General features: G+C 49.2%; 23 protein-coding genes and 1 pseudogene. 4 read left to right on the top strand and 20 right to left on the bottom strand.

From position 1 onward, the window contains the following. Positions 1 to 75 precede the first annotated feature (75 nt). The 6 genes and pseudogenes from ASG81_RS10345 to cymR all read right to left on the bottom strand — a co-directional run bounded on the left by ASG81_RS10345 (position 76) and on the right by cymR (position 3,650). The gene (locus tag ASG81_RS10345) at positions 76 to 1,146 is read right to left on the bottom strand and encodes an AI-2E family transporter (protein WP_056632980.1); all 1,071 of its coding nucleotides are present in this window, start codon (positions 1,144 to 1,146) and stop codon (positions 76 to 78) included. Between the two features lie 152 nt (positions 1,147 to 1,298). Next, a complete protein-coding gene (locus ASG81_RS10340) occupies positions 1,299 to 1,496 on the bottom strand; it encodes a hypothetical protein (protein ID WP_056632975.1) in 198 nt (65 codons plus the stop codon). 3 nt (positions 1,497 to 1,499) lie between these two features. Beyond that, positions 1,500 to 1,898 carry a PRC-barrel domain-containing protein gene (locus ASG81_RS10335; protein ID WP_235548814.1) on the bottom strand — a complete coding sequence of 133 codons (399 nt, stop codon included), beginning with the start codon at positions 1,896 to 1,898 and terminating at the stop codon, positions 1,500 to 1,502. Continuing rightward, positions 1,899 to 2,006 (bottom strand): annotated as a pseudogene (locus tag ASG81_RS32650) (PRC-barrel domain-containing protein); the annotation flags it as partial. 56 nt (positions 2,007 to 2,062) lie between these two features. After that, positions 2,063 to 3,217 carry a cysteine desulfurase family protein gene (locus ASG81_RS10330; protein ID WP_056632970.1) on the bottom strand — a complete coding sequence of 385 codons (1,155 nt, stop codon included), beginning with the start codon at positions 3,215 to 3,217 and terminating at the stop codon, positions 2,063 to 2,065. Positions 3,218 to 3,230: 13 nt separating this feature from the next. Next, on the bottom strand, positions 3,231 to 3,650 hold the full coding sequence (cymR, locus tag ASG81_RS10325) for a cysteine metabolism transcriptional regulator CymR (protein WP_056632967.1): 420 nt from the start codon (positions 3,648 to 3,650) through the stop codon (positions 3,231 to 3,233). Between the two features lie 203 nt (positions 3,651 to 3,853). On the opposite strand from cymR, the gene mnmA reads away from it, so the two are divergent. Further along, positions 3,854 to 4,981 carry a tRNA 2-thiouridine(34) synthase MnmA gene (gene mnmA, locus ASG81_RS10320; RefSeq protein ID WP_056632964.1) on the top strand — a complete coding sequence of 376 codons (1,128 nt, stop codon included), beginning with the start codon at positions 3,854 to 3,856 and terminating at the stop codon, positions 4,979 to 4,981. Between the two features lie 90 nt (positions 4,982 to 5,071). Here the strand turns inward: mnmA and ASG81_RS10315 are convergent, their stop codons facing one another. Next, positions 5,072 to 6,412, bottom strand: coding sequence for a hemolysin family protein (locus ASG81_RS10315; protein ID WP_056632961.1), 1,341 nt, complete (start codon positions 6,410 to 6,412; stop codon positions 5,072 to 5,074). Between the two features lie 374 nt (positions 6,413 to 6,786). Here ASG81_RS10315 and ASG81_RS10310 point away from each other — a divergent pair, with 374 nt between their 5' ends. Together ASG81_RS10310 and ASG81_RS10305 are read left to right on the top strand one after the other, a co-directional pair. Next, positions 6,787 to 7,338, top strand: coding sequence for a copper resistance CopC family protein (locus ASG81_RS10310; RefSeq protein ID WP_056632958.1), 552 nt, complete (start codon positions 6,787 to 6,789; stop codon positions 7,336 to 7,338). Next, positions 7,338 to 8,423, top strand: a complete 1,086-nt coding sequence (locus tag ASG81_RS10305) for a copper resistance D family protein (RefSeq protein ID WP_056632954.1) — start codon at positions 7,338 to 7,340, stop codon at positions 8,421 to 8,423. Before ASG81_RS10310 ends, ASG81_RS10305 begins: the two co-directional genes overlap by 1 nt. A 71-nt stretch (positions 8,424 to 8,494) precedes the next feature. Here the strand turns inward: ASG81_RS10305 and ASG81_RS10300 are convergent, their stop codons facing one another. The 13 genes from ASG81_RS10300 to ASG81_RS10250 all read right to left on the bottom strand — a co-directional run bounded on the left by ASG81_RS10300 (position 8,495) and on the right by ASG81_RS10250 (position 24,009). Next, complete coding sequence (locus ASG81_RS10300; protein WP_056632952.1) at positions 8,495 to 9,802, bottom strand: replication-associated recombination protein A; 1,308 nt, start codon at positions 9,800 to 9,802, stop codon at positions 8,495 to 8,497. Between the two features lie 326 nt (positions 9,803 to 10,128). Continuing rightward, entirely contained in the window at positions 10,129 to 10,884 is a 756-nt protein-coding gene (locus tag ASG81_RS10295; protein WP_056632945.1) for a tRNA threonylcarbamoyladenosine dehydratase, read from the bottom strand. A gap of 29 nt (positions 10,885 to 10,913) precedes the next feature. Next, a complete protein-coding gene (gene aspS / locus ASG81_RS10290) occupies positions 10,914 to 12,728 on the bottom strand; it encodes an aspartate--tRNA ligase (RefSeq protein WP_056632942.1) in 1,815 nt (604 codons plus the stop codon). Between the two features lie 46 nt (positions 12,729 to 12,774). After that, a complete protein-coding gene (gene hisS / locus ASG81_RS10285; RefSeq protein WP_056632938.1) occupies positions 12,775 to 14,022 on the bottom strand; it encodes a histidine--tRNA ligase in 1,248 nt (415 codons plus the stop codon). A 740-nt stretch (positions 14,023 to 14,762) separates the two neighbouring features. After that, complete coding sequence (locus ASG81_RS31950) at positions 14,763 to 14,933, bottom strand: hypothetical protein (RefSeq protein WP_200961471.1); 171 nt, start codon at positions 14,931 to 14,933, stop codon at positions 14,763 to 14,765. Between the two features lie 92 nt (positions 14,934 to 15,025). After that, complete coding sequence (dtd, locus tag ASG81_RS10280; RefSeq protein ID WP_056632935.1) at positions 15,026 to 15,469, bottom strand: D-aminoacyl-tRNA deacylase; 444 nt, start codon at positions 15,467 to 15,469, stop codon at positions 15,026 to 15,028. A 54-nt stretch (positions 15,470 to 15,523) separates the two neighbouring features. Next, positions 15,524 to 17,704 carry a RelA/SpoT family protein gene (locus tag ASG81_RS10275; RefSeq protein WP_056632933.1) on the bottom strand — a complete coding sequence of 727 codons (2,181 nt, stop codon included), beginning with the start codon at positions 17,702 to 17,704 and terminating at the stop codon, positions 15,524 to 15,526. A gap of 198 nt (positions 17,705 to 17,902) precedes the next feature. Then, positions 17,903 to 18,433: an adenine phosphoribosyltransferase gene (locus ASG81_RS10270; protein WP_056632930.1), complete on the bottom strand. Its 531-nt coding sequence runs from the start codon at positions 18,431 to 18,433 to the stop codon at positions 17,903 to 17,905. A gap of 33 nt (positions 18,434 to 18,466) precedes the next feature. Beyond that, positions 18,467 to 20,494 carry a single-stranded-DNA-specific exonuclease RecJ gene (recJ, locus tag ASG81_RS10265; protein ID WP_056632928.1) on the bottom strand — a complete coding sequence of 676 codons (2,028 nt, stop codon included), beginning with the start codon at positions 20,492 to 20,494 and terminating at the stop codon, positions 18,467 to 18,469. Between the two features lie 32 nt (positions 20,495 to 20,526). Then, the gene (locus ASG81_RS10260) at positions 20,527 to 21,444 is read right to left on the bottom strand and encodes a cation diffusion facilitator family transporter (RefSeq protein WP_056632926.1); all 918 of its coding nucleotides are present in this window, start codon (positions 21,442 to 21,444) and stop codon (positions 20,527 to 20,529) included. Positions 21,445 to 21,549: 105 nt separating this feature from the next. Continuing rightward, a complete protein-coding gene (gene secF, locus ASG81_RS29735) occupies positions 21,550 to 22,464 on the bottom strand; it encodes a protein translocase subunit SecF (RefSeq protein ID WP_081417242.1) in 915 nt (304 codons plus the stop codon). Further along, positions 22,454 to 23,686 (bottom strand): protein translocase subunit SecD, encoded by a 1,233-nt coding sequence (secD, locus tag ASG81_RS29730; RefSeq protein ID WP_081417241.1) that lies wholly within the window; start codon positions 23,684 to 23,686, stop codon positions 22,454 to 22,456. The genes secF and secD overlap by 11 nt, the downstream gene beginning before the upstream one ends. An 83-nt stretch (positions 23,687 to 23,769) precedes the next feature. After that, on the bottom strand, positions 23,770 to 24,009 hold the full coding sequence (locus ASG81_RS10250; protein WP_056632923.1) for a post-transcriptional regulator: 240 nt from the start codon (positions 24,007 to 24,009) through the stop codon (positions 23,770 to 23,772). A 246-nt stretch (positions 24,010 to 24,255) separates the two neighbouring features. On the opposite strand from ASG81_RS10250, the gene spoVB reads away from it, so the two are divergent. Next, on the top strand, positions 24,256 to 25,824 hold the full coding sequence (gene spoVB, locus ASG81_RS10245) for a stage V sporulation protein B (protein WP_056632920.1): 1,569 nt from the start codon (positions 24,256 to 24,258) through the stop codon (positions 25,822 to 25,824). The last annotated feature ends 149 nt before the right edge of the window (positions 25,825 to 25,973 follow it).

Below are 25,973 nucleotides of genomic sequence, written 5' to 3'. Positions count from 1 at the left end.
CATTTCGTCAACGTTTTATCCAAATATGATAAACACTTGATTAATTAAAAATTATAGCTACACCCCTTACGCCTGTCAAATAATCTTTCGCCGCACGTAATAAGCAAACATATGCTGAATAATGACTTTGCAAGCGGCAAAGATGGGAACGGCTAAAATCATGCCAACGATACCCGCAATTTCACCGCCGACAAGCAAGGCAAAAATAATCGACAAGGGATGCATATGAAGCGTCCGTCCTACAACCTGAGGAGAAATGACGTTTCCTTCAAGTATTTGGCATACTGTATTTACGATCCCAACAAGGATAACCATTTTTAAGGATACGGTAGAAGCCATCAGCAGCGCGGGAGCAGCCCCAAAAAACGGCCCTAAGTATGGAATAACATTCGTAATGGCAACGATCCCCGCGAGAAGCAAGGCATAGGGCATTCCAATAAATAAGTATCCGAAATACGCAAGCACTCCCACGATAACGCAGACTAAAAATTGACCGCGAATATAACTGCCGAGAGCAGTATCAATATCCTTTAACAGCCTGACTGTGTTTTTACGATGCGTTTTGGGCACGTAAGTAATAATGGTCCGTTCAAACACGTCAAAATCTTTTAAGATATAGAAAGCGAGAAACGGAATAATGAATGTGATAAATATGACATTCACCATCGACCCGATATTATTCACAAAATTAAACAGGCTATCCGATAGCTTCTTCTCCATATGCATCAACGATTTATTCACGCCGTTACGAATGCTCTCCGGCAAAAACGAAGTATTGTTTATGTCGGTTACGATATTTTGGGCGCGCATCGACAGCTCCGGCGCATGACGGTTCAATTCCTGCACCTGACTGATGAACATCGGAATTAAATTAACGAGCAGTACCGTTATGACCGCGCAAAACACTGCATAAATAAGAAGCACGGCGATCGTTCTTGGCACTTTACGGTCATGAAGCAGCGTAACAATCGGATTCAGAACATAGGATATAATCATCGCGATGATGAAGGGAGCAAGCACGGATTTCAAAAAATCGTAAACGTTAACGATTAAAGGTTTTATTAGCAGCATCAGATAAATGGCGAGCAAGCCTAATATCATATAAATCATCCAAACAAACAGACGGTTTTTGGTGAATCGTTCCACCGCCCTCACCCCCGAACTTTCTTATTCCAGCCTGCCGTAAATAGGATAAGCGGAACTAGTTCAGTATATGTACAAGCGGTGAATATCATCCTCGAACAACAAAAAAAACGGCCAAAGACCGTTTTTCGATATTCCTTTTTATGCAAATCACATCAGTTGGCGTGTATCTGCGGTAATTCCTCTTCAAAGAACAAGTCGTCGAGCGAGCTTAACGTGCCATCCTCTTCCACTTGGTAAACCGACATTTTGTCGCCGTTAACCGTCAGTTCAATGAAGCAGCCCCAGCAATAAAACTGGTGGGAACCGATCTTTCCGATATCTTTCGAATTACAGTTCGGACATCTCATCATCTTTCATTTCTCCCTATCCTTGAAATTGGAAGCTGCGACAGGCTCCAATTCCGCTTCACTGACAGCAGGAACAATAATCGCGTCTTCCCCGAGTAACACACTATCCGGATCACTCGGCGCCTTCAGCCATTTGCGCCCTTCCATCAGATCCGAAACAAAACCGTCCGTAAGCTCGTATCCTATTATTTGTGTACCCTGTTTTGGGTAAAAATAAACATCCGATACACGGCCAAGTTGCAAACCTTGGACAGTTACGATGGGCATATCCTTTATTTTCACTAATCCTGTGTAAAAAGAACGCAGCAATCGTTTCGATTTCATCCGAACAATCGCAGCTTCGCTTGCTATAATAACGGTGTCCTCGCCGCAGGATAACACGTGAGACCACTCCACTGTTTTCACGGATGAAGCAAACCACTTAGCACAATCGAGTATTAGGCCTCTAAGAAGCCAATGCTCATCGAACCATGCATCCTTGACTGTTCCGACTAGCTTCCCGGAGTGGATCACGATAACGGGAAGACCAATAAGCTGTTGAAGTTTAATTACGCTCAGGAAGAGGCCTCCTAGTAGTTATTACGAATACGCCTCACGAGTGTTCCAACTTTTTGTGCGGCATCTTCTAATTCCTCCAAAGTATTCCCCAAACCGAAGCTAAATCTTACAGCGGATTGAATTTGTTCCTGCGGCAGATCCATAGCGCGCAACACATGCGAGCGCTCAAGCGCCCCGGAAGTACAGGCTGAGCCGCTTGCTGCCGCGATCCCTTCCATATCCAGGTTCATCAGCATCGTTTCCGTATCAATCCCGATAAAGCTGATATTTACGATATGCGGTAAATACTGCCGCTCGCTGCCATTGATAACGATAGGCACATCAACATGCGTTTGCAGCATTTCTATCCATCTCTTACGAAGCTTGTCCATAAAAAGTTGCTTATTTTTCAGCTCGTTCACACAAATGTCAACTGCTGCCGCAAATCCGGCAATGCCGGCGATATTTTCCGTTCCCGCACGGCGCTTTCTCTCCTGAGAGCCGCCATGCTGAATCGCTTCGAGCGGCGTCCCGTTAGCCACGTATAACGCGCCAACTCCTTGCGGGCCGTTGATCTTATGTGCGGAGAAGCTCATCAAATCAACGGGAAGCTCACTGAGCCGATATCGGATCCAGCCTAAGGTTTGAACGGCATCGACATGAAAAATCGCGCCGCTCGCCTTAGCGATTTGCCCGATTTCTTCGACAGGCTGCAGCGTACCAATCTCGTTATTTCCATGCATAATGCTAATGAGCCCCGTTTCCGGCGTCATTGCAGCTTGAACAAGCTCAGGCGACGTTCGTCCATTGCTGTCTATAGGCAGCACCGTTACGTTGAAGCCCTCTTCCTTGGCAAGCCATTCGCATGTATGTAGAACGGCATGATGCTCGCCCGCTGATGTGATGATATGTGTTTTACCCCTTTTGCGCTGTGCTCTGGCAGCACCGGTCAACGCCGCGTTATCGCTTTCGGTTCCGCCGGAAGTAAACAACAATTCTGCCGGCTTGCAGCCTAGGGCAGCAGAAACAGAATCGCGCGAACGGTTAAGCTGCTGCTTGGCAGCTCTTCCGTAAGCATGCATGCTGGACGAATTGCCGCCAGGCCCCTGCATAATCTCGAGCATCGCTTTCGCGACGTCAGGATGTAAAGGCGTAGTGGCAGCATGATCAAAGTAGTATGTTTTCATAAGTCAGCTTCCTTTAAATGTAGAACATATAACTGTCAGGTTTGCCTTCATCCTCAAAGTTGATGAGGTCAGAGAGCGTCGTCGAATCAAGCACTTCCGCGATGCTGTCGCGGATTCGCAGCCACAATTGGCGTTTAGCAGGATCATCCTCTTCCGTAAAGTCAACAGGAGAAATCGGGCCCTCAAGAATACGGATAATGTCCCCCGATGTGATCGTTTCCGGATCCTTGGATAAAACATAGCCGCCATAAGCGCCCCGAATGCTCTTCACAAGACCTGCGTTACGCAGAGGCGCTACTAATTGCTCCAAATAGTGCTCGGAAAGCTGATTTCGTTCAGCAATGCTTTTGAGCGAAGTCGGACCTTCACCAAATTTAGCCGCAAGCTCCATCATAATAGTTAAGCCATAACGGCCTTTCGTCGATATTTTCAAAGTGGCACCTCTTTTATAAGTTGTTATATTTGAATAATGAAATTGCTGCATTTATTAGCTCTATAAACCTCTGTATTCCCATTTCACTTATATGTTAACATATCACACAAGCATCGTGTGCAAAAAGGTATACATCTCCATGAAAAAGTTTTCAGCCTATGTTACAATAATAGTTGTTTGATTCGAGCAAGGTGGTGTTTACGATGGATAAACCAAAAGCTTCGACAAGGGTAGTCGTCGGCATGTCCGGCGGCGTCGATTCCTCCGTCACTGCGCTGCTTCTGAAGCAGCAAGGCTATGACGTTGTCGGCATTTTTATGAAAAACTGGGATGATACCGATGAATTCGGTCATTGCACGGCGGAAGAGGACTCGGAAGACGTTCGCCGCGTATGTGAACAAATCGGCATCCCCTACTATACCGTTAATTTTGAACGGCAATATTTTGACAAGGTATTCACTTATTTTCTGGATGAATACAAGCGCGGACGCACGCCAAATCCGGACGTCATGTGTAATCGGGAAATTAAGTTCGGCGATTTCCTGAAGCGTGCGATGGAGCTTGGCGCCGACTATTTGGCGACAGGCCATTATGCAAGGGTCGAGCGTACGGAAGACGGCCTAACGAAGCTGCTTCGCGGAGTAGATTCGAACAAGGACCAGACGTATTTCCTAAGCGCCCTCAATCAGAAGCAGCTGGCGAAAGCCATGTTCCCGATCGGGCATCTTCCGAAGCCCGAGGTGCGCCGCATCGCTGAGGAAGCAGGCTTGTATACCGCCAAGAAGAAGGACAGCACCGGTGTTTGCTTTATCGGGGAGCGGAACTTCAAAACTTTCCTAAGCGGTTATTTGCCCGCTCAAGCAGGCGATATGATCGATATACAGAGCGGCGAGAAGAAAGGCCGTCACGACGGCCTGATGTATTATACGCTCGGTCAGCGCCAAGGGCTCGGCATAGGAGGATCAGGCTCCGGTGAGCCATGGTTCGTGGCCGACAAGGATTTGGAACGCAACATTTTGTACGTGGTGCAGGGCGAGAGCCATCCAAGCCTTTATTCCGAGAGCCTGACGGCGAGCGGCATGAATTGGATAATGCCGGTAACGGATACCGGCACATTCCGCTGCACCGCTAAATTCCGCTATCGCCAGCCGGATCAAGGCGTTAGCGTAACGGTCTTGGAGGACGGTTCAGCTCATATCGCATTCGATAAGCCGCAGAAGGCAATCACTCCCGGACAAGCGGTCGTGCTCTATGACGGAGAGGAATGCCTTGGAGGCGGCACGATCGAAACCGTACAAAAAATTGAAACTGCCGCAGCTCACGCTAATTAAGCCTAATAAGCGAGCTGCGTAACAAGGCTGCCTTAACGCGTCCATCCGATGCGTGAGAGCAGCCTTGTTTCTTTTTCAAAGTTTCTATTTTCAACCTAGATATTGACCGTCATGCCTTTCAGTCCGTTCTCCAATTCTGCGTATGATTAGCCGGGAGATGCGTAAATGGTCCATCTCTTCGATTATGAATTCAAACTCGCCCGCGTAATCGACACGTTGGTTATTGACGGGGGGAATTTCAATTTTGGAATAAATCCAGCCTCCGATCGTATCGTAATCGTCCGTCTCAATATCAAGACCGAAGAAGCTGTTCACTTCCTCGATTAGCATAAGGCCGCTGACCGAGTAGGTATCGTCGTCCTTTTTTTCAAGATGCTCTCGTTCCTCATCAAATTCGTCTTGAATTTCGCCCACAATTTCCTCCATGATGTCCTCTAACGTTACTAAGCCCGAAGTGCCGCCGTACTCGTCGATCAAAATGGCGATTTGTGATTTCCGCTTCTGCATCAGCTTCAGCAGCGTGCTGATTTGCATGGACTCGGGCACGGTCGTAATCGGCCTTGTAATCTGCCTAATATCATGGAGGCTTAGCGTCGTATCCTTCAGCAAATCCTTAATATGAACAAAGCCGATAATATTGTCCTTGTCGTTCTCGCAAACCGGATAACGCGTTAGCATTTGCTCCAGTGCGAGTCTTTTATTGTCAGCGAGGGTATGGCTCGTATTTAGACAAATCATTTCCGTCCGGGGAATCATAATTTCACGGGCATTCGTTTCGGTAAAATCAAAAATATTATCTACGAGCGTAAGCTCTGTGTTATCAATTAGTCCGTTTTTGTGGCTTTCCTTCATCAATATCCGAATTTCGTCCTCGGTGTGCGCGGAGTCCTTCTCGTTCGCAGGCTCGATTCCGATTCGTTTGAGAAGCTGATTCGCCATTCCGTTCAGCACCCAAATGAAGGGGTACATAAGCTTATAGAAATAAACGAGCGGCCCTGCCGTTAACAGCGTAATCGATTCGGCCTTGCGGATTGCTACAGTCTTGGGCGCTAATTCTCCCAGTACGATATGAAGCAGCGTAATAAAGGAAAAGGCGAGAATGAAGGAGAGCGTATGAATGAACACCTCGTTACGAACACCTATATAGCCAAACAACGGCTCGATCATATTGGAGATGGCCGGCTCGCCGATCCAGCCAAGTCCAAGCGAGGCGAGCGTAATGCCCAGCTGGCAAGCTGACAAATAGGCGTCCAGATTGCCTGTCACATGAGAAGCGAGCTTTGCCCGCGAATGTCCATCGGAGGCGAGCGTATCAATTCGGCTTCCTCTAGCCTTCACCATCGCAAACTCGGCTGCAACAAAAAATCCGTTCATAAATACTAAAAACAGAATGAGTGCAAGGGACAAACTAATCGGTAATGGGTCATTCAACGATTTCCTGTCCTCCGCAATATTGGCAAGCCAAATGCGATGACAGGCGCACCTCCTTTGGAACAAAGATACGGCGATCTTTGTGTAATGTAAGAGCTCTCCAGGATGCAGGGCCGCCGCGTCATATGGTGACGTCTCAAGTTAAGCCTCACTCAAGACTGTAGTTATGTGTATTCGTCATAGGCTAGCCTTTATACGCGGAATTCCAGCCTTTTCACGCGTTTTTTATACAGCTGAAGAGGTCAGCCTTCAACAAATGTTCATAAAGCGCTATGAAATACGCCTTTAATGACGAGCTAACGCTTCACGGAATCTGTTATAATGCAATCAGCTTAAGATGCAGGTTGTCACAATAATATGTAGGAGGCTTACAAATGAAACGGATATTGCTTATTTGCCTTGCAGCTTTGTGGCTCGTGCCGGGCGTTGCAATGGCTCATTCCAAACTAGAAAACGCTGTTCCGGCGCAGGATGCGACGGTTGCCGTCCCGCCAGAGCGTATTGAGCTGACCTTTAACACAAAGATCGAGAAGCTTAGTCATTTTAAAATATGGAATGCAGCCGGCGAGGAGATGGAAAAAGGGACAGTCGAAGTTGACGGGATGACGATGAGCGGAACGGTTCCAGCCGCGCTGCCGAATGGCATTTACACTGTAAAATGGGCCATTATCGGTGCCGATGGCCATTCCGTGGAAGGCGATTACGCTTTTACCGTCGAAGCGCCCGTCATGACGAACGAGCCATCGGCAGAACCGGAAGCGACAGCCGAGACGTCTTCGCCTTCGCCCGAAACAAGTGTTGATGCAGGCGGAGAAAATAAGGAGTCGGCAACGGATCAAGCCGGGACTAACTACACGCCCGCTATAATTATCGGGGTCATTATTGCAGCGGCTGCTCTCGTATTGTTCTTGCGGAGGCGCAAATAATGATATACGTCAGCGAAGGCCTTCTATACGTCTGCTTCGCTATTCTGGCGGGCTCTTTACTGCTGCGGCTTGTGCCGGAGGACAAAAGGCCCTCCGTTCAGGTGCCGGGCGGCTTGCTGCTGGCATGTGTAATAGCAATTCCAGTGCTGTCATATGTCCCTATCCATAAGCTCGCCATCGTGTTCTCCAAAGACTTTGATATGACATACAGCTCTATTCTGAAGAGCATCCTGCTCGATATCAATACCGGCAAAGCTTGGCTATGGACTACGATAGGTGCTGTAGGGCTTGCTTTTCTGCTCGGGCTTAAAGCGTTCCGGGGTGACAAGCATATGCCTAAGGTAGCTTTGTTTGTCACTTTTTTGCTAATCGTGTGGCTAGGCTATGCCGGTCACGCTTCATCCCTTTACGGGTTTAGAGGACTGGTTACGCATGCTTCCCATTTCCTCGCCGTCAGCGTATGGATCGGCATATTATTCGTCGTAAGCTGGTTTTCCAAGGATAATGCCAAGTGGGAAGCGTTTCTGCGGTGGTTTTCACCCGTCGCGATTGCTTGCGTGCTGGTGACGCTTCTAGCAGGCTTTGTCCTTATGTCGTTCACGACGCCGGAATATGTGAACGCCTGGATGCTGCCCTACGGGCAAATGCTCCTCATTAAGCATTTATTGATTTTGCCTTTGCTTCTGTTTGCCTACTCGAACGGCTTCCTATATAAAAAAATGGCAAAAAGCAATCCTGCCTTCAACCCGAGGCGATGGCTGCAAGCGGAAAGCATAATCGCGCTGCTCGTGCTCGCGGCAACCGGCGCGCTTGGTCAACAAACACCGCCGCACACCGTGAAAGAAACGCTGCAGACCGTCTCGCCTTCGCCGCTTTTCACATCGGTCTACAAAGGCAGCTTCAGCACCGACATCGCCTTGCAATTTTCGCTGCATATGGAGAGCATACTCATGCTTGCCGCAGCTGTGCTGATGGCTGGCGGAGTGATATGGATGTACCGCTCGAATAAGCTGATCCCTGCTTTTTTAATGGGTATTCTGACTGTTGTGTTCGGTTATTTCGGCCTTATGTTTTCGATTGCCTAATTCTAAAGCTAGTATGTAAAAGGGACTTTTCCTAGATACCTAGGAAAGTCCCTTTTAGGTTTGCAGCTGAATCAATTGCCTTTGCGTTTCTGCTGATTTTGCTTAATTTTATCTTCCATTCCCTGCTCCGTTGCCTTGTAAAAGGTCATTCCGCCAAGCCTGTCGGGCAAATACTGCTGCTTCACATAATGATTCGGGTAGTCATGCGGATATTTGTAGCCCTCATGTCCCAGCTGCTGCGCACCCTTGTAATGGGTATCCCGCAGATGAAGCGGCACCTCCGCTCCGCCCGCACGTTCGATAGCCGCCTCTGCATGGCCAATTGCTATTGCCGTTGCGTTTGACTTCGGGCTCTCTACCGCAAATAAAATCGCCTGAGATATATTGTATTTCGCTTCCGGCCAGCCAATTTTATGATAAGCATCCATCGCGGTGACCGCCTGAATCATCGCTTGCGGATTCGCGAGTCCAATATCCTCGCTGCAAGCAACGATCAGCCTGCGGATAAAGGTCATCGGATCCATGCCCAGCTTCTCGACCGCATAAAGAAACCAGAACAGAGCCGCGTCACTCGAGCCGCGCACGCTCTTATGGAATGCCGAAAGCACATCGTATTGCGTCGACAGATCGGCGCGTATTGACGGCTTCCTTATCGACTCCTGCGCCACCTCCAGCGTCAAGCGTACCGAGCCATCCTGCTCCGACGGCGTTGTCACCGCGGCCAGCTCAAGCGCATTGAGCGCACGGCGAATATCGCCGCCCGCCATAGCAGCAATATGCTGCAGCGCGTCCTCATCCGCATTTAAATCCATAAAGCCGAGCCCCCGCTCCCGGTCGGATAACGCTCTCCTCATCGCTTCATAGGCATGCGCCTCGCCAAGCGGCTCTAATTGAAACAGCGTCGAACGGGACAACAGAGCGCCGTTCACATGATGAAACGGATTTTCCGTCGTCGCTCCAATAAAGATAATGATTCCCTGCTCGACAGCCGGCAGCAGCGCATCCTGCCTTGCCGTATTAAAGCGATGCACTTCATCTAAGAAAAGAATCGTCTTCTTGCCATACATCGATTTATTCGTGCGGGCCTGATCAATAACCTCGCGCACATCCTTAACGGATGCGTCCACCGCATTCAGCTTCACGAACTCGCCAGCCGTCCGCAGGGAAATGATGTGGGCAAGCGTCGTTTTGCCGCAGCCCGGAGGCCCGTATAACAAAATAGACGACACCTGATCGCCCTCGATCGCCCTGCGCAGCAGCTTTCCCGTACCTACTATGTGCTCTTGCCCAATATATTCGTCTAGAGTCTGCGGCCGCATGCGATCCGCAAGCAGCCTTGCGCGCGGCAATTCAGCTTCTTGATAGGTAAATAAGTCCATCCTGCTCCCCAACCTTCTACCTTCTGTTAACCCGATCATAGCATACAAGCACATTTGTTCGCCAGACAGCGGATAAATCCCTATCCGCTCGCTTTCTTGTCCCAAAAGAAAAAATAGCCGCATCGCAGAAAAAAGCTTAGAAGCTTTTTTCCCGAAACAGCTATCTTCTCTTACAAAGCGACACCTTCCACATTCAGCGTCAGCATGTGCTTCCAGCCCGTATCGCGGTTAATATCCGTCTTGATTTTGGATGAGCCCTTCGGATAAGTGATCCATAAGCGCCTTCATCTCAGGCGTTAATCTCAGCTTTTTGACAAGCGCTTCATTCATAGCTCAATCCCGCCAGCAGCAAGCAGGTCGTTCACAACGACGCTGACCATGATCAGACCGGCAACCGGGGGAACGAACGCATTGCTGGCCGGAGGCTGCTTGGCCTTACGTATCTCTGGCGCATTTTCCGGAACAATTTTCTTTGTTACATCCTCGCGCGGCTTCATCGGAGTCTCTGTCGAGAATACGACCTTCACGCCGCGCTTGATCCCTTCCTTGCGCAGCTTTGTACGGATAACCCGCGCCAAAGGATCGGTATGCGTCTTCGAAATATCGACGACCTGGAACTTCGTAGGGTCCATCTTATTCGCAGCGCCCATACTCGAAATAATCGGTATTTTCCGCTCCAGGCATTGCTTGATCAAATGAATCTTGTACGATATCGTATCAGACGCATCTAAAACATAATCAAGCGGATACTCAAAAAACTGCTCATACGTTTCCTCCGTATAAAACATCCGCAAGGCTACTACATCGCATTCGGGATTAATTAACTTGATCCTATCGCGCATGAGCTCTGCCTTTGGCTGTCCAACCGTCGTCGTGAGCGCATGAATCTGACGATTGACGTTCGTAATATCCACAACGTCCTTGTCTACGAGTATAATACGTCCAACGCCGGTACGCGCAAGCGCCTCAGCAGCAATGCCGCCAACCCCGCCGATGCCGAGCACGGCAACCGTGCTCCCCTTCATTAGCGCAAGCCCTTCTGGCCCGATAGCCAGCTCTGTACGTGAAAATTGGTGAAGCATCAGGCTGCCGCCTCCTTAGCATAAATCGCTTATTTTTCGTTTGTTTCCGCTGCAGCTGCTGCTGCGGCAACCGGCTGCTTAGGCTTAAGCACGGTACGGATATGCAATTGCTCAAGCTGCGACAGCTCGACCTCGGAAGGCGCATCGCAAAGCAGATCGGTCGCGCTTGCCGTTTTCGGGAAGGCAATCGTTTCACGCAGGTTCGTACGGCCGGTAAGCAGCATGACCAGACGGTCGAAGCCGAAGGCAATACCGCCGTGCGGAGGCGTTCCGTATTCAAATGCATCCAGCAGGAAGCCGAATTTTTCTTGCGCTTCCTCCATGCTGAAGCCAAGCGCCTTGAACATTTGCTCCTGTACGTCACGCTTGTAAATACGCATCGAGCCGCCGCCTACTTCGTAGCCGTTCAGAACGAGATCATACGCTTGCGCGCGAATTTGTCCCGGATCCGTATCGAAGAAGTGAAGATCGTCTTCATTTGGACGCGTAAACGGATGATGTTCCGCAACGTAACGCTTCGCATCCTCATCCCAGCCGAGCAGCGGGAAGTCAACAACCCAAGCGAATTTGAATTTCGATTCGTCGATCAAGCCAAGATCCTTGCCAAGCTTCGAGCGAAGGTTGCCAAGAACGTCGGCAACGACCTTCTTCTTATCCGCAGAGAACGTCAGCAAATCTCCTTCTTCCACTTGCAGGCGCTCTGTAAGAGCGGCAATCTCTTCCGGCTTAAGGAATTTGACGATCGGCCCGCGCCATTCGCCTTCCTTCACCGTAATCCACGCAAGACCTTTACCGCCGTAACGCGCGGCGAACGGCTGCAAGTCGTCAAGCTCCTTGCGGCTCCAGCTCGCGCAGCCCTTAGCGTTCAGCGCTTTTACAACGCCGCCGCTAGCCGCTACGCTTGCGAACACTTTTACATCGCTGCTTGATACGATATCCGTAATGTCTTCAATCTCAAGACCGAAACGCAGATCCGGTTTGTCCGAGCCGTATTTGTTCATAGCATCCGCGTAAGTGATACGTTGGAATGGAAGCTCCAGCTCTACGCCAACCGTCTCTTTAAGCAGCTTAGCCGTAAGCTCTTCCATCATAGCAAGCAATTGATCCTGCGAAAGGAAGGAAGTCTCGATGTCGACTTGGGTGAATTCCGGCTGACGGTCTGCACGAAGATCCTCATCCCGGAAGCAGCGGGCGATTTGGTAGTAACGCTCAATGCCGCCAACCATCAACAGCTGCTTGAAAATTTGCGGCGATTGCGGCAGGGCAAAAAATTCGCCTTCATGCACGCGGCTCGGCACCAGGTAATCACGCGCGCCTTCTGGTGTGCTTTTCGTTAAAATCGGCGTTTCCACATCGATGAAGCCTTCTCCGTCCAGGAAATCGCGGAATACCTTTGCAGCTTTCGAACGAAGGAACAGCGTTTTTTGCATTTCCGGGCGGCGCAGGTCCAGATAACGGTATTTCAAGCGCAGCGACTCATCTACCTCTACGCCGTCTTCAATTGGGAACGGAGGCGTTTTTGCGGCGTTCATCACTTCGATTTTTGTAACGCGCACTTCAATTTCGCCGGTAGCAAGGTTCGCGTTGAAGGTTTCCGCATCGCGCTCTACAACTGTGCCTTGAATAGCAAGAACGAACTCGTTACGTGCGCGGTCTGCGATCGCTAGAGCATCACCGGAGAAATCCGGGTTAAATACCGTTTGAACAATACCCGACCGGTCGCGTAAATCGATAAATAGTACGCCGCCAAGGTCGCGGCGACGCTGTACCCAGCCGTTTAGAATAACCGTTTGACCAACGTCCGCTTTCGTTAAGCGGCCGCAGTGATGTGTTTTTAACAACATAGTTTTCATGCTCCTCATTTAGTTAGATTGTTTGGAAAGGTGAAGTTTAACCTTTAATTTCATCGGCAAGCTTATCTAATGCCACATTGCGCTGCTCGCCACTCGACATATCCTTGAGGGATATCTCGCCGCGCTCAAGCTCATCGTCGCCGAGAATAGCTGTATAACGCGCCTGAAGCCGGTCTGCCGACTTCATCTGAGCTTTCATCTTACGGCCAAGATAATCGCGCTCTGCCCGGATGCCGTTCTGTCTCAGCTGGTAAACCAGCTTCGTCACCTCGCGCTCCGCCGCTTCGCCAAGCGCAACGACATAGACGTCGACTTGGTTAAAAGCAGGCAATTCCGTTTCTTGATGCTGCAGCAGCAAAATCGTTCTTTCAAGGCCCAGGCCAAGACCGACTCCGGGCTGATCGGGGCCGCCGATTTCCGCAACGAGACCATTATAGCGTCCGCCTCCACCGACGGTATCGATCGTACCAATGCCCTCAGCCTTATATTCAAAAGCCGTATGGGTATAGTAGTCGAGCCCGCGAACGAGCCGGTGATTCATTTCATAAGGAATGCCCATATCGCTCAAATACATTTTAACCTTGTCAAAATGGTTTTGGCATTCCTCGTCCAAGCTGTCCAAAATCGAAGGCGCGTCTGTAAAATGATCCTGATCGACCTTGCAGTCGAGCACGCGAAGCGGATTGCGGTCCATCCGTGACTGGCAATCCTTGCAAAGCAGCCCGCGCTTCGGCTCAAGAAAAGCAAGCAAGCGCTCGCGGAATACCGCGCGCACCGCAGGTGTGCCGACCGAGTTGATTTCCACGCGCACGCCCTTTAGTCCTACCTCCGTATAAAACGTATAACCAAGTGCGATAACCTCAGCATCGATAGCCGGATCAACTGAGCCTAAAGCCTCAACGCCAAACTGATGCAATTGGCGGTAACGACCTGCCTGCGGCCGCTCATAACGAAACATAGGTCCGATGTAGTACAGCTTAGACACGTCTGGCTCGCCGTACAGCTTATTTTCCACATACGATCTTACAACGCCTGCGGTTCCTTCCGGACGCAGCGTTAGGCTGCGGTTGCCGCGGTCTGTGAAGGTATACATCTCCTTCTCAACGATATCGGTCGTTTCACCGACTCCGCGTTGAAATAGCTCCGTGGATTCAAAGATCGGTGTACGAATTTCACGGAAGTTGTAACGCTGACAAATATCCCGCGCCTTCTGCTCGACATACTGCCATTTCTCTACCGCGCCAGGCAAAATATCCTGTGTGCCCGGCATTTTCTGAAATGCCATTGAATAAAACCTCCTGTCTCCGTAATAAACACTTTAAAACCGGAAAACGCAAAAAACTCCCGTTCCTAACGGCTTGCGCCATAAGGGACGAGAGTGAATCTCCCGTGGTACCACCCACATTTCGAGCCTGCATCCTATGCATCAGCCCGCTCCAAGACGGTTAACGTCCGTCATCCGCAGTCCAGCTACTTTACGCTGTTAGCCGCAAGCCAATTGCCTGCTCCTTTCAGCCGTTCACTGTCTGTTCTCCGGGAAGTCTGTTCATTCAGCCGGTATAAGGACGCTTGCAGCCAAATGGCGTCCCTCTCTGGATATAGCGCGAAGAATTACTTTGTCCCATCCACGAATCGCTATCATAAATATAAGTATGTAAAAAGCAATCCTTTTGTCCCATGCTTATATTTCATCACAAACCGGGGTTCCACCTCTTCGTATGGATTCATCCGTTTATGCTGGTCATACTGAGGTTTAATTTTACCCCTCAAAAGGGTTAAAGTCAAGACCGGTCTGAGCTCACAGCACCCTCTGCGAAAATGGGCAGAAAAAAACCTACAAAACGTGTTTGTAGGTCCAAAAGTAAAATATATTTTTAAAAAGGGGGTCGAGATTTATTATAGGTTAATGATGTTAAAAGAAAGTTAGAGATTGATTACAGTAATATTACAATTTCGTAAGCGTTTTTACGGCGTGCCTAGAAAACCGTCCGGGCAATATACGCACAGACGGTATCCTACTTAAAGCTACAAATGACCCGGATTGTCGCGGCGGGGCTGATGCGGGAAACCCGCCCATTCTTCAGCCGCTTCCATATCATCCTCCAGCTCTGCAAATACCTTAGCTTCTCTTCGGTCCATATGCAGCAGCCTCCGGGAAGCCCGTTCCATTCCTTGCTCCTTGCGTGATTGATGCATTCGTGGTATTCCTCCAATATGGCATACAGCTCGTGCGAGGTCTGTTGCTCGCCCGCACAGCATAATGTATATTGTTTCCCACGAACGCTATATTAAGCGCCGCTCTCCAAAATTAACGTAACCGGTCCTGAATTAACGAGCTCGACATCCATCATCGCACCGAAGCGGCCGGTCTCCACAACAAGGCCCGCATAGCGAAGCGTTTCGTTAAACTTATCGTAAAGCTGCTCCGCTTGCTCAGGTCTGGCCGCTGCCATAAAGTTCGGCCGTCTGCCTTTTCGGCAATCGCCATATAACGTAAACTGCGACACCGACAGCAGCTGTCCGCCGATATCCGTAACCGAATAATTCATTTTGCCGGACTCATCCTCGAAAATGCGCAGATTAGCCACCTTGTCCGCCATCCACACCATGTCCGCTTCCGTATCCTCGTGAGTTATGCCGACCAGCAGCACAAGTCCAAAATCAATGGCACCAACTGTTTCGCCCTCAATGACGACCTTTGCCTGCTTGCTGCGTTGTACGACTACCTTCACTGCCTATAACCCTCCGATATTCATCTCGCCCGTTATGCTCCTTGAGCCAAATGTCTATTGCATAATGCGTTGGACAGAATAGATATCCTGAACCCGCTTGATTTTCTCTACGACCGAAGTCAGATGCTCGATGTTGCGGATAAGCACCGTTATATGAATAAGCGCCATTTTGTTTTTGACCGAACGTCCGGTAACAGCAGAAATGTTGGTTTTACTCTCCGATACAGCCTGAAGCACTTCATTTAGCAGACCTCTGCGGTCATTTCCTGTAATCTCGATATCAACGCTGTAGTTGGCCTCGATGGAATCTTCCCATTCGACCTCTATGACGCGTTCGCCCTCTTCACCTTGATCGCCGAAAGGAATGTTCTGGCAATCCATCCGGTGGACGGAGACGCCGCGGCCGCGCGTAATATAACCGATAATCGAATCTCCCGGAACAGGGTTGCAGCAGCGCGCGAATCTGACAAGCAGATTTTCGATGCCCTTCACTGTCACACCCTGATTCGGCCTCGTCTTCCGGTTGCCGGGCGATTTAATTTCCTTCACTTCAGCCGTCAGTTCCAGCTGACTGGCGAGCTCAGCTTCCTTGCGCATCTTCTCGGTAAGCTTCGTACAAATTTGTGCCGCTGTAATACCGCCAAATCCGATTGCGGACATCATATCTTCAATATCGTTAAAGGCAAATTTGGCCGCTGCCTCCTGCAGCTTATCATCATGCAGCCATGCAGACGGCTCAAGCCCGAGCCGTTTCAGCTCCCGCTCAAGCAGCTCCTTGCCTTTCGCAACGTTCTCCTCGCGCCGCTCCCTCTTGAACCACTGCCTGATTTTGCTGCGGGCATGGGAAGACTGAGCGATTTTCACCCAATCCTGGCTTGGTCCGTAAGAATGCTTCGACGTTAAAATCTCGACGATATCCCCCGTCCTCAGCTTATGATCAAGCGGTACGATCCGCCCGTTCAGCTTCGCACCAATCGTCCGATTTCCGACCTCCGTATGGATCCGGTATGCGAAATCAAGCGGCACAGAACCGGCAGGCAGCTCAATAACTTCACCGCTCGGCGTAAACACGAATACGAGATCGGAAAAAAAGTCCATCTTAAGCGACTCCATAAACTCAGACGCATCGCGCGCTTCATTCTGAAGCTCCAATATTTCACGGAACCAGGACATTTTGTCCTCGAAGCTGCCGCCCGGCACAAGCGATCCCTCTTTGTACGCCCAATGCGCCGCGATACCGTATTCAGAGGTCCGGTGCATTTCCCAAGTTCGAATCTGCACCTCCGTAGGCTCTCCATTCGGCCCAATAACCGTCGTATGCAGCGATTGATACATATTCGCCTTCGGCATAGCTATATAATCCTTGAAGCGGCCTGGCATCGGCTTCCAAAGCGTATGAATAATTCCGAGCGTCGCATAACAATCTTTTATATTATCAACGATAATGCGAATCGCAAGCAGATCGTAAATTTCAGTGAACTGCTTGTTGCGGTCGGTCATTTTTTTGTAAATGCTGTACAAATGTTTCGGGCGTCCGGAAATATCTCCCTCAATGCCCATTTCCTCAAGCTTCTCCGTAATGCGGGAGATGACATCATCAATAAACTGCTCGCGTTCCGCACGCTTCTTCTTCATCAAATTAGCGATACGATAGTATTGCTGCGGGTTCAAAAAACGAAGCGCAATATCTTCCATTTCCCACTTGATAGCTGAAATACCGAGGCGGTGTGCGATCGGGCAAAAGATTTCCAGCGTCTCATACGCGATACGGCGCTGGGCTTCCTCCGATTGAAATTTGAGCGTACGCATGTTATGAAGACGATCTGCTAATTTAATTAAAATTACGCGAATATCCTGCGCCATAGCGACAAACATTTTACGGTAATTTTCGTTCTGCTGCTCTTCCTTCGAACGAAACTGAATTTTTTCAAGCTTTGTCAGACCGTCTACCAGCATCGCACAGGTTTCGCCAAATTTTGCGCGAACCGTCTGCAAATCTACCGTCGTATCCTCAACAACATCATGAAGCAATGCCGCAATAATCGACAGCACGTCCATTTGCATATCAACAAGTATATCCGCAACCGCTACGGGGTGCAGTATATAAGGCTCTCCCGATTTCCTAACTTGTCCATGATGGGCTTGCTCCGCAAAGTTATAGGCTTCCTGGATGCGTATAAGGTCCTGCTCTTTCATATAGGCGGATGCCTTCTCGAGTAAATGCTCAATGCCCATGAAACGTCCCTTTCTGATTACACTCCTGGCGGATCCCATTCATGCGTTTTCCGAGTTTTTTATAATATTATGCCTGTAACAGCGGTACCGCGTCAACTACCGGAGGCCTCCAATAATAAAATAAAACCGCCTGCCCTCATCGCTTTGCGCGATTAAAGGGATTGGCGGTTCATTTAGAGACGGATCATGCCGCTCTATTTATTCGTATGTCATTAATGAAAACACGTCGATACCATCAAGCTTTTCACGGCCCGTTAAGTAAGCAAGCTCAATCAGAAACGCCGCTCCGACCACTTCGCCGCCAAGCTGGCGAACCAGATTAATCGATGTTGCAATCGTTCCGCCCGTTGCCAGCAAATCATCGGCAATCAATACGCGCTGGCCCGGCGTTATCGCATCCTTATGCATAGCCAGCTGATCCTTGCCGTACTCCAAATCGTAGCTGGCGGAAATCGTCTCGCCAGGCAGCTTGCCGCTCTTGCGAATCGGAGCAAATCCTACGCCAAGCGCAAGCGCAAGCGGAGCGCCGACTACGAAGCCGCGCGCTTCGGGTCCGGCAATAATATCGATGTTCATATGCTGTACAGCTGCGCGCATCTGTTCAATTGCAGCACGGTACGCTCCCCCATCCTTCAAAAGCGTTGTAATGTCTTTGAAACGGATACCCGGCTGCGGGAAATCTGGAATTACCCGGATGTAATCTTTGAAGTTGTATTGTGTGTTGGACACTGAAGTCAACCCTTTCCATTTCAAAATATTTAGTTAAGTTCTTAAGTTGAGAACCGATATTTGCGAGGCTTCAAATTGCTGCTTTGCGGCACGGTAACGCTCCGAAGCAGCTAAATCCCGTTTCTGAGGCGACGATGCCGCAGTCATTAGCCCATTGCTTCGTTCAATAAATTGCAGTTCCTCAAATACGTCCAGCATAAGCTCCACCGTCTCTAAGGATAGACCGCTTTGCTGCGATAAGCGTCCGTTTAATCCTTGGATCGGAGCTTGTCCGAGCTGCTTAAGCAGCTGATAAACTTTTCCGAAATGCTCGCGTTCCGGAAAATCTGCCGCTGCAGGATTAAAATGGACATCATGCAGCTGCAGCTGCGGCTTACGCTGTCCGTTCCATTCATTGACGGATAACTCGCCTATGATATCGATTTTGCTGCCTGGCTTTAGCCGATCCGCCAGCATACCCATGCTGAAGCCAATCCCGTCTAACAAACGGCGTCCGTTGCCGAGCGACAGCTTCAGATGCTTGGATTCCTTTCCTATCGTACGCCGGTCCGCCAGCTCGGTCCGCTGGAATAGCAGCCTAGGCGACGGATTCCCCATCCCGAAAGGCTCCAGCTGCGAAAGCTCGGTAATCGTATCGAGCGTAGCTTCGCTTACCGAGCATACGAGATCCACCGATGTTTTCGGAATCCAATCGTCAGCGGTCAACCACTCGGCAGCCAGCTCGCCAAGCCGCTGTTCAAATTGCAGCAGACGGTCACGGTGCAGGCTCATGCCGGCTGCCGCCTGATGACCGCCGTAATGATCGAGCAGCTCATCGCAGGCTGTAAGTGCCGCATGCAGGTCAAAGCCGTCTATGGAGCGTGCAGAGCCTTTACACATCCCTGTCTGCCCATCTATTCCAAGAATAATAACCGGTTTATAATTCCTCTCAAGCAGCTTAGAGGCGACAATGCCGATGACGCCAACGTTCCAGCCTTCGCCCGCAAGCACGATAACGGGCGGCGGCTCCGCGCCGTCCGCTGCAGCTTCCTCGCATTTGGCCTGCCATTGCAGTTCCGCTTCCTTCACGATGCTTTCTACTACACGCTGTCGTTCCTTGTTTAAGCTATCAAGCCCGATTGCTGCCAAAATCGCATTATCATAATCATCGGTCGTAAGCAGCTCTACCGCCCGCTTCGCATGATCCAGCCTGCCGGCCGCATTGACGCGCGGCGCCATTCCAAAAGCAATTCCTGTTGCGGTAAGACCTTCCAGCTCTATGCCGCCAGCCTCTGCTAATGCCCGGAACCCGATGCTCGTATGGCTGCGCAATCTTTCCAGACCATACCGCACCAAAATTCGATTCTCGTCCTTTAGCGGCATTAAATCGGCGATCGTGCCCAAGCTGACAATATCAGCCCATTCAAGCGGCGGACGCTCCAGCAGGGCGTGCGCCAGTTTGAATGCGACGCCAACGCCTGCAAGCCCTTTAAACGGGTAGCCGCAGCCCTTCTGCTTCGGATTTACGACCGCGCTTGCATTTGGAATATGCTCAGGCGGCTCATGGTGATCGGTTACAACGACATCGATGCCAAGCTGCTTCGCATATTCAATCTCTTCTGCGGCACTAATGCCTGTATCAACCGTAACGATTAATCCGATGCCCTCTTCAGCTGCAAGCTCGATTGCTTTTCTGTTCAATCCATACCCTTCCAAAGCGCGATGAGGAATATAATAGTCAAAATTATAATGTAAAGTTCGAAATAAATGCACAAGCAACGCTGTACTGGATACGCCATCAGCATCATAATCGCCGTAAATCCGAATTTTCTCGTTATTAGCTGCAGCCAATCTTATTCGTTCGACAGCCGCCTTCATTCCTAACAATAGATACGGATCATGAAAATGCTCCAGTCCGCCCCGTAAAAACCGTTCCGCCGATTCCACATCGCCGTAGCCGCGCTGCACGAGCAGCCTTGCTACCAATGGCGGCACGGTTAGGCTGGAAGCCAGATTTTTCGCCTTATCCTCATCGGTTACTGACCAAGGCGCAACAGCCCACCGCGTCTTCCTTTGAATCATGTTGCTTTCCCCTCTCCTGCTGTTTGCAGTTCTTATTGCAGCAGTGTCGGCATCTGCTCCTGATTCGGATCATGATTGGACTTATAAGGATAACCAGGATCATATGGCTCAACATAAATCGAAACATCCGTAACATGTATAAAACGTTTCATAACAAGCTGCTTTACCCGCTTTGCAATCTCATGGCCCTCAAGAACAGAAATACGCGGATTAACGCTAATAACCATTTCTGCTATGACATAATGTCCATGCTCTTTAGCTCGCAATGATTGCACGGTGACGACTCCTTCAACTCTCTGAACAAGCTGCATAAGCTCATCGGGATTTTCCTCTATCACCGTTCCATTGCCATCTTTGCGGATGAGGACAGTAGCCATTTTGTATCCGTTAATGACAACGATTGCAGCTATGACAATCGCCGCAGCCGGATCAAAATAATAGAGTACCGGAATGGCCAGCATTTTGCCGATTATCGCTCCGCTTGTTCCAATCAAAGCCGCCGCCGAGCAAAAAAGGCCGGCCAAACGGTCTTTCGCAGGAAAAAACAGCTGCTGAACGATTAAAGAGAGAGCAATTGCCGCTACCGAACTCCAATGCGGCGCGTTTATTACACGATCGGAAATATCCCGAATGGCGGAAATACCGATTTCGAGCCCAATGATGAGAAGGACGACAGACAACAGAATCGTTGACGTCGCCTCTCCTCTCGTATCCTCAGCTTCCGCAGCAGCATTTGATTTTGCCATTTTACGCTTGCGGCTTGCCCTTAAACCTGAAATAGCTGCAATCCCCGAAACGGCTTCAGTTGCCGTTCGAAACGCATCCGCGAGCAGCGCCTTGCTTCCTGACAACCAACCAATTACGCCTTTAAATAGTGCCAGCAGCATGTTTCCCCATAAGCCGGCCCAGCTTGCGGACTCTGCTTTTGCATATCGCTGTGTGGTTGACATTTGTACCTCCTAAAGGTTTTGCGGATGCAAAACCTACTTCGTAAGCATGTGCTAAGGTCTTGCGGATGCAAAACCTACTTCGTAAGCATAAATAGTAAGCGTAAGTTAAGCTGTAGTTTTAACGGCAGCCTTCGGCTTTTGTTTTCCTTTAAGAAGCAGCCAGAGCGGGCTCGCGATACAGATGGATGAATAGGCTCCGCTTGAAAGTCCAATAATTTTAGCAAATGCGAACAGCTTGATCGATTCGCTTCCGAAAATGAACAAACAAACCGCAACGATAAGTACCGCTAATACGGTATAAATGTTCCTTGCCATCGTTTGCCAAATACTCGCATTTACCATCTCAGCCAGCTGTTCACGGTTTTTGAATTGACCGAAGCGCAGGTTTTCACGAATCCGGTCAAAGATAACGATTTTATCGTTGATCGAATAACCGATCGTTGTCAGCACTGCTGCTATAAACGGCAGGTCTACTTCCAGTCGGAAAATCGAGAATACAGCAACTACGACAAACGCATCATACAAAATCGCGATGTTCGCAGCAAGCGCAAAGCGCCATTCAAAACGAAACATGACATAAATCATGATTGCTACGCTTGCAATAAGGATCGCCCATATCGTTTTTATTCCGAGCTCCTGTGCCATATCAGGGGATACGACGTTTACTTCGGCCGACACTTGATCGCCGTATTTCGCTTTAAATGCGTTTTGAATTTCAACAATTTTGGCTTGCGTGAGCACCTCGTCAAAACGGGCGGAAACGCGTTCGTTACCAGTGCCGCCTACCGTAGGCGTAATGCCTTCAATCCCTGCTTTTACGAGAATCTCTTTGGCATCCTTCTGGGTAGCCGGCTTGCCTACCAAAATATCCATATTCGTACCGGCCTTGAAATCAACGCCGAAATTAAGGTTGAAGATAAGCAAAGACAATATGCCCAGTACAGTTAACGTGATCGAGAACAGAAAGAACTTGTTGCGGTTCCCGACAAAATCATAACGAATTTTTGTATTAAAGTTCACGGATTTCTGCCTCCTTCACGCCATAGTAGCTTGGGTTTGTAAATAGGTTACTTTTAATGAGCAGCATAATTAAAAATCTGGATAAGAAGATGTTCGTCAGCATACTTACGAGAATACTGAAGATCATCGTCAGCGCGAAGCCGCGAATCGCGCCATTGCCGATGTAATACAATACGGCACTCGCAATGATGTTCGTAATGTTCGCATCCATAATAGTACGGAAGGAGTTTTTCGAGCCTGACTTCAAAGAGGACAGTAAGCTTTTGCCGCTGCGGATCTCTTCTTTAATACGTTCGTACATAATGATATTCGCATCTACCGCCATACCGATACCGAGTACAAAGGCTGCTATACCCGGCAAGGTGAGGGTGGCATTCATTAAATTGAATACAACGATCAAGAGCCACGTATAAGTAACGACTGTTATTCCGGCAACTACGCCTGGAATACGGAACAAAATAATTAAAAACGCCAAAATAATAACCGTACCGATTAAGCCCGCTTCAACTGTATCCTTCAAGGATGCAAGTCCAAGCTTAGCGCCAACGCTTTGTGTATACTTCTCAACCAGCTTGAGCGGCAAAGCTCCAAGGTTGATCATATCTGCCAATTCTTTCGCTTCATCTACCGTGTAATCGCCCGAAATTTGAGCAGACCCGCCGGAAATAGGAAAGTTAACGGACGGTTTGGAAAGCTCTTTATCATCAAGATAAATAGCTAAATATTGGCCCGTTAAACGAGTAGTAATCTCTTCGAATTTTTTCGCGTCTTTGAGTTCGATTGTAACGAATGGCTTGCTTAATTCGTCATAGCCGATACCTGCGCCATTTTGCTTAAAGTCGCTGCCATCAAGCTCGATCTTGCCGTCAGGGCCGCGGAACGTCAGATTGATCGGCTTAGCTAGAACTTCTCTAACCTCATCCTCGTTCGCAACTCCTGCTAGTTTCAAGCGAATCCGGTTCGTTCCTTCGGTCGTAATTTCAGGCTCCACAATGCCGAGCTCGTCAATCCGTGATTCCAAGCTTCTTGCTGTTTCCTTCAATGATTCCGGTGTTACTGCTTCTCCGCCCTCAAGCGGCTCCGCCTCGTACAAAACCTCAAATCCGCCTTTTAAATCAAGGCCTAGCTTTACATCTTTTACCAGCGATGGGCTTGTCCAAGCGATAACGCCAAACATAATGACTACGATCGCAAGGAAGGCAATAATTCTCTTCCCGAACATACGTCTAAATCCCCCTTATGATCTCAATATTCCTATTATACAGACGCGTTAAAATCGAGTCAAAAAAAAAGAAACCCGCCGATTTAGAACGGGGTTCCTTTGTATGCGCTAATCGTCATGAAATTCATAAATTTCATAACCTTTAGAGATAAAATATCATTCACCATTTGGTGAAGCTCGGGTTGTCCCTTTGTATTGTACTTTTCGCTTACGCATGCCCAAACCTCTTGTCCCGTCACGTGCTCATAGCCAATGAGGTGAAATTCCTCAGCCTTGCTGTTGCATAGCTCCTCGATCATCCGGCTTAACTCTTCGTCTGTCATGCTGCGCCTCCTAAAAGCTTATGACATTAATCTAAACCTATTTCAACCGATTTCTTAGTCTAATCCAATTATTCGCTACGTCTTCTCCATATTCCTGCACGCTGCCTTTGTATTCCACAAAATGACTGACATGGAAACGGACATGCACCGCATAAACATGTTAGTACCGGCCTGTCTCATAGCTTCGTCTATTGATCAAGCAGGAGCGGATTCGCTATTCCATGAAAGAGAAGAGGGTATTTTATTATGACGAAGCAAACTAAACAAACATTTATAAAGGGCGCTATGATTCTGCTTGCCGCTGGCATTATTAACCGTCTGCTCGGCTTCGTGCCCCGCATCACGCTTCCGCGCATTATTGGCGCGGAGGGCGTCGGCTTGTATCAGCTTAGCTACCCGTTTCTAACCGTTATGCTTACTATTATTACTGGAGGCATTCCGCTTGCGGTCGCCAAATGGATTGCAGAAGCTGAATCGCAAGGCGATTCCATTCGTGTGAAGTACATTTTCCGGACAGCTATGGCACTCGTTACGCTGCTTGGCATACTGATGACTGCTGTGATGCTGCTCGGTGCTCCCTGGATCATTAAACATGTGCTGCCGGATGCCCGCGTATACCGCACTTTTATCGTTATGACCCCGATGCTGCTCATTATAGGCATTTCATCGGTTTATCGCGGATACTTTCAAGGTAAACAAAACATGATACCTACTGCTGTTTCTCAAATTGTGGAAACCGTGCTGCGTATTGTTGCATCGCTTTCTTTTGCTTACATGCTTCTGCCGTACGGTCTGGAGTGGGGAGCTGCAGGCGCGATGCTTGGTGCCGTCGTAGGAGAAATCGGGGGTTTGGCTGTACTGCTGTGGAAATATTACCGTGACAAGCATCTCTTGAAACAAGCATCATCACAGCTTCCCAACCAACATACTCCCAAAAACGTTCCTGTATTTCGCAGACTCCTTGGTTTATCGATACCGGTAACCGGAAGCCGCTTGGTTGGTTCCTTCTCGTATTTGCTTGAATCCATTCTTACCGCTCGAAGCTTAGCTGCTGCAGGCATTGCTACCGGAGTTGCCACCGCACAATATGGCGCGCTGCAAGGGATGATCGTCCCGCTTCTGCTTCTGCCGACGGCCTTAACCTATTCACTTGCCGTATCGCTCATCCCATCCTTATCAGAAGCGGCTGCTCGGGGGGATAACTCCTTAATTCACAAACGGCTGCATCAATCGATGAGACTTGCCCTTGTTTCGGGCGCTCCCTTTGTCGTCATCATGGCTTTATTCGCAGAGCCGATCTGCCGCATCCTTTATAATCACGCGGAAATTGCGCCGATGCTGCAGCTCATAGCTCCAGTCGGTATTTTCATTTATCTTCAAGCGCCGCTACAAGCCGCTCTTCAAGCGCTCAACAAGCCAGGCACAGCTTTAATCAACACATTAATCGGCGCAATCGTCAAGTTGTTTCTTATCGTGAAGCTGGCATCAGATCCTGACTTTGGCATATATGGCGCCTTAATCGCCATTAACGTCAACATCGTCCTCGTCACCGTCTTACATGGGATTAGCGTGCTCCGGTTTATCGGCTTTCACATGCAGCTCACAGACTTTACGAAAGTAGGCGCAGCCATGATCATTATGGGAGCTGCCGCCCGGTTCACGATGAACCAGCAGCCGCTGACTTACGAGTGGATTAACCTGCTGCTTGCATGCGCAGCGAGTGTAATCATTTATTTGATATTAATGGTTGGAATGAAAATTATTGACCGTCATGACATGATTCGTATTCCTTTATTTGGCAATTGGTTTAAATAATGCTGAGCGTCAGTTACCCCAAAAAAACCGCGGCTAAGAAAGGGAGTCCCTGGTCATACCCCTGTCAAGTAGACAGATGAAAAAAGCTAAGCTGCCAGCGCGTGCCGATACTCAATCGGCGCGCGCTGTTTGAGTTTGGCTTGAAATCG

Source organism: Paenibacillus sp. Soil522 (assembly GCF_001428245.1).
Lineage (GTDB): Bacteria > Bacillota > Bacilli > Paenibacillales > Paenibacillaceae > Pristimantibacillus.
This window is presented reverse-complemented; position numbering and strand designations above follow the sequence as displayed.

Coding starts and splice junctions, on each gene's coding strand:
- ASG81_RS10330 (WP_056632970.1), bottom strand. CDS start 3,217: ATGAAAACATACTACTTTGATCATGCTGCCACTACGCCTTTACATCCT.
- ASG81_RS10260 (WP_056632926.1), bottom strand. CDS start 21,444: ATGTCAACCACACAGCGATATGCAAAAGCAGAGTCCGCAAGCTGGGCC.
- ASG81_RS10275 (WP_056632933.1), bottom strand. CDS start 17,704: ATGGGCATTGAGCATTTACTCGAGAAGGCATCCGCCTATATGAAAGAG.
- spoVB (WP_056632920.1), top strand. CDS start 24,256: ATGACGAAGCAAACTAAACAAACATTTATAAAGGGCGCTATGATTCTG.
- ASG81_RS10305 (WP_056632954.1), top strand. CDS start 7,338: ATGATATACGTCAGCGAAGGCCTTCTATACGTCTGCTTCGCTATTCTG.
- hisS (WP_056632938.1), bottom strand. CDS start 14,022: ATGGCATTTCAGAAAATGCCGGGCACACAGGATATTTTGCCTGGCGCG.
- ASG81_RS10250 (WP_056632923.1), bottom strand. CDS start 24,009: ATGACAGACGAAGAGTTAAGCCGGATGATCGAGGAGCTATGCAACAGC.
- ASG81_RS10340 (WP_056632975.1), bottom strand. CDS start 1,496: ATGATGAGATGTCCGAACTGTAATTCGAAAGATATCGGAAAGATCGGT.
- ASG81_RS10300 (WP_056632952.1), bottom strand. CDS start 9,802: ATGGACTTATTTACCTATCAAGAAGCTGAATTGCCGCGCGCAAGGCTG.
- ASG81_RS31950 (WP_200961471.1), bottom strand. CDS start 14,933: ATGCATCAATCACGCAAGGAGCAAGGAATGGAACGGGCTTCCCGGAGG.
- ASG81_RS10295 (WP_056632945.1), bottom strand. CDS start 10,884: ATGCTTCACCAATTTTCACGTACAGAGCTGGCTATCGGGCCAGAAGGG.
- ASG81_RS10310 (WP_056632958.1), top strand. CDS start 6,787: ATGAAACGGATATTGCTTATTTGCCTTGCAGCTTTGTGGCTCGTGCCG.
- mnmA (WP_056632964.1), top strand. CDS start 3,854: ATGGATAAACCAAAAGCTTCGACAAGGGTAGTCGTCGGCATGTCCGGC.
- secD (WP_081417241.1), bottom strand. CDS start 23,686: ATGTTCGGGAAGAGAATTATTGCCTTCCTTGCGATCGTAGTCATTATG.
- recJ (WP_056632928.1), bottom strand. CDS start 20,494: ATGATTCAAAGGAAGACGCGGTGGGCTGTTGCGCCTTGGTCAGTAACC.
- aspS (WP_056632942.1), bottom strand. CDS start 12,728: ATGTTGTTAAAAACACATCACTGCGGCCGCTTAACGAAAGCGGACGTT.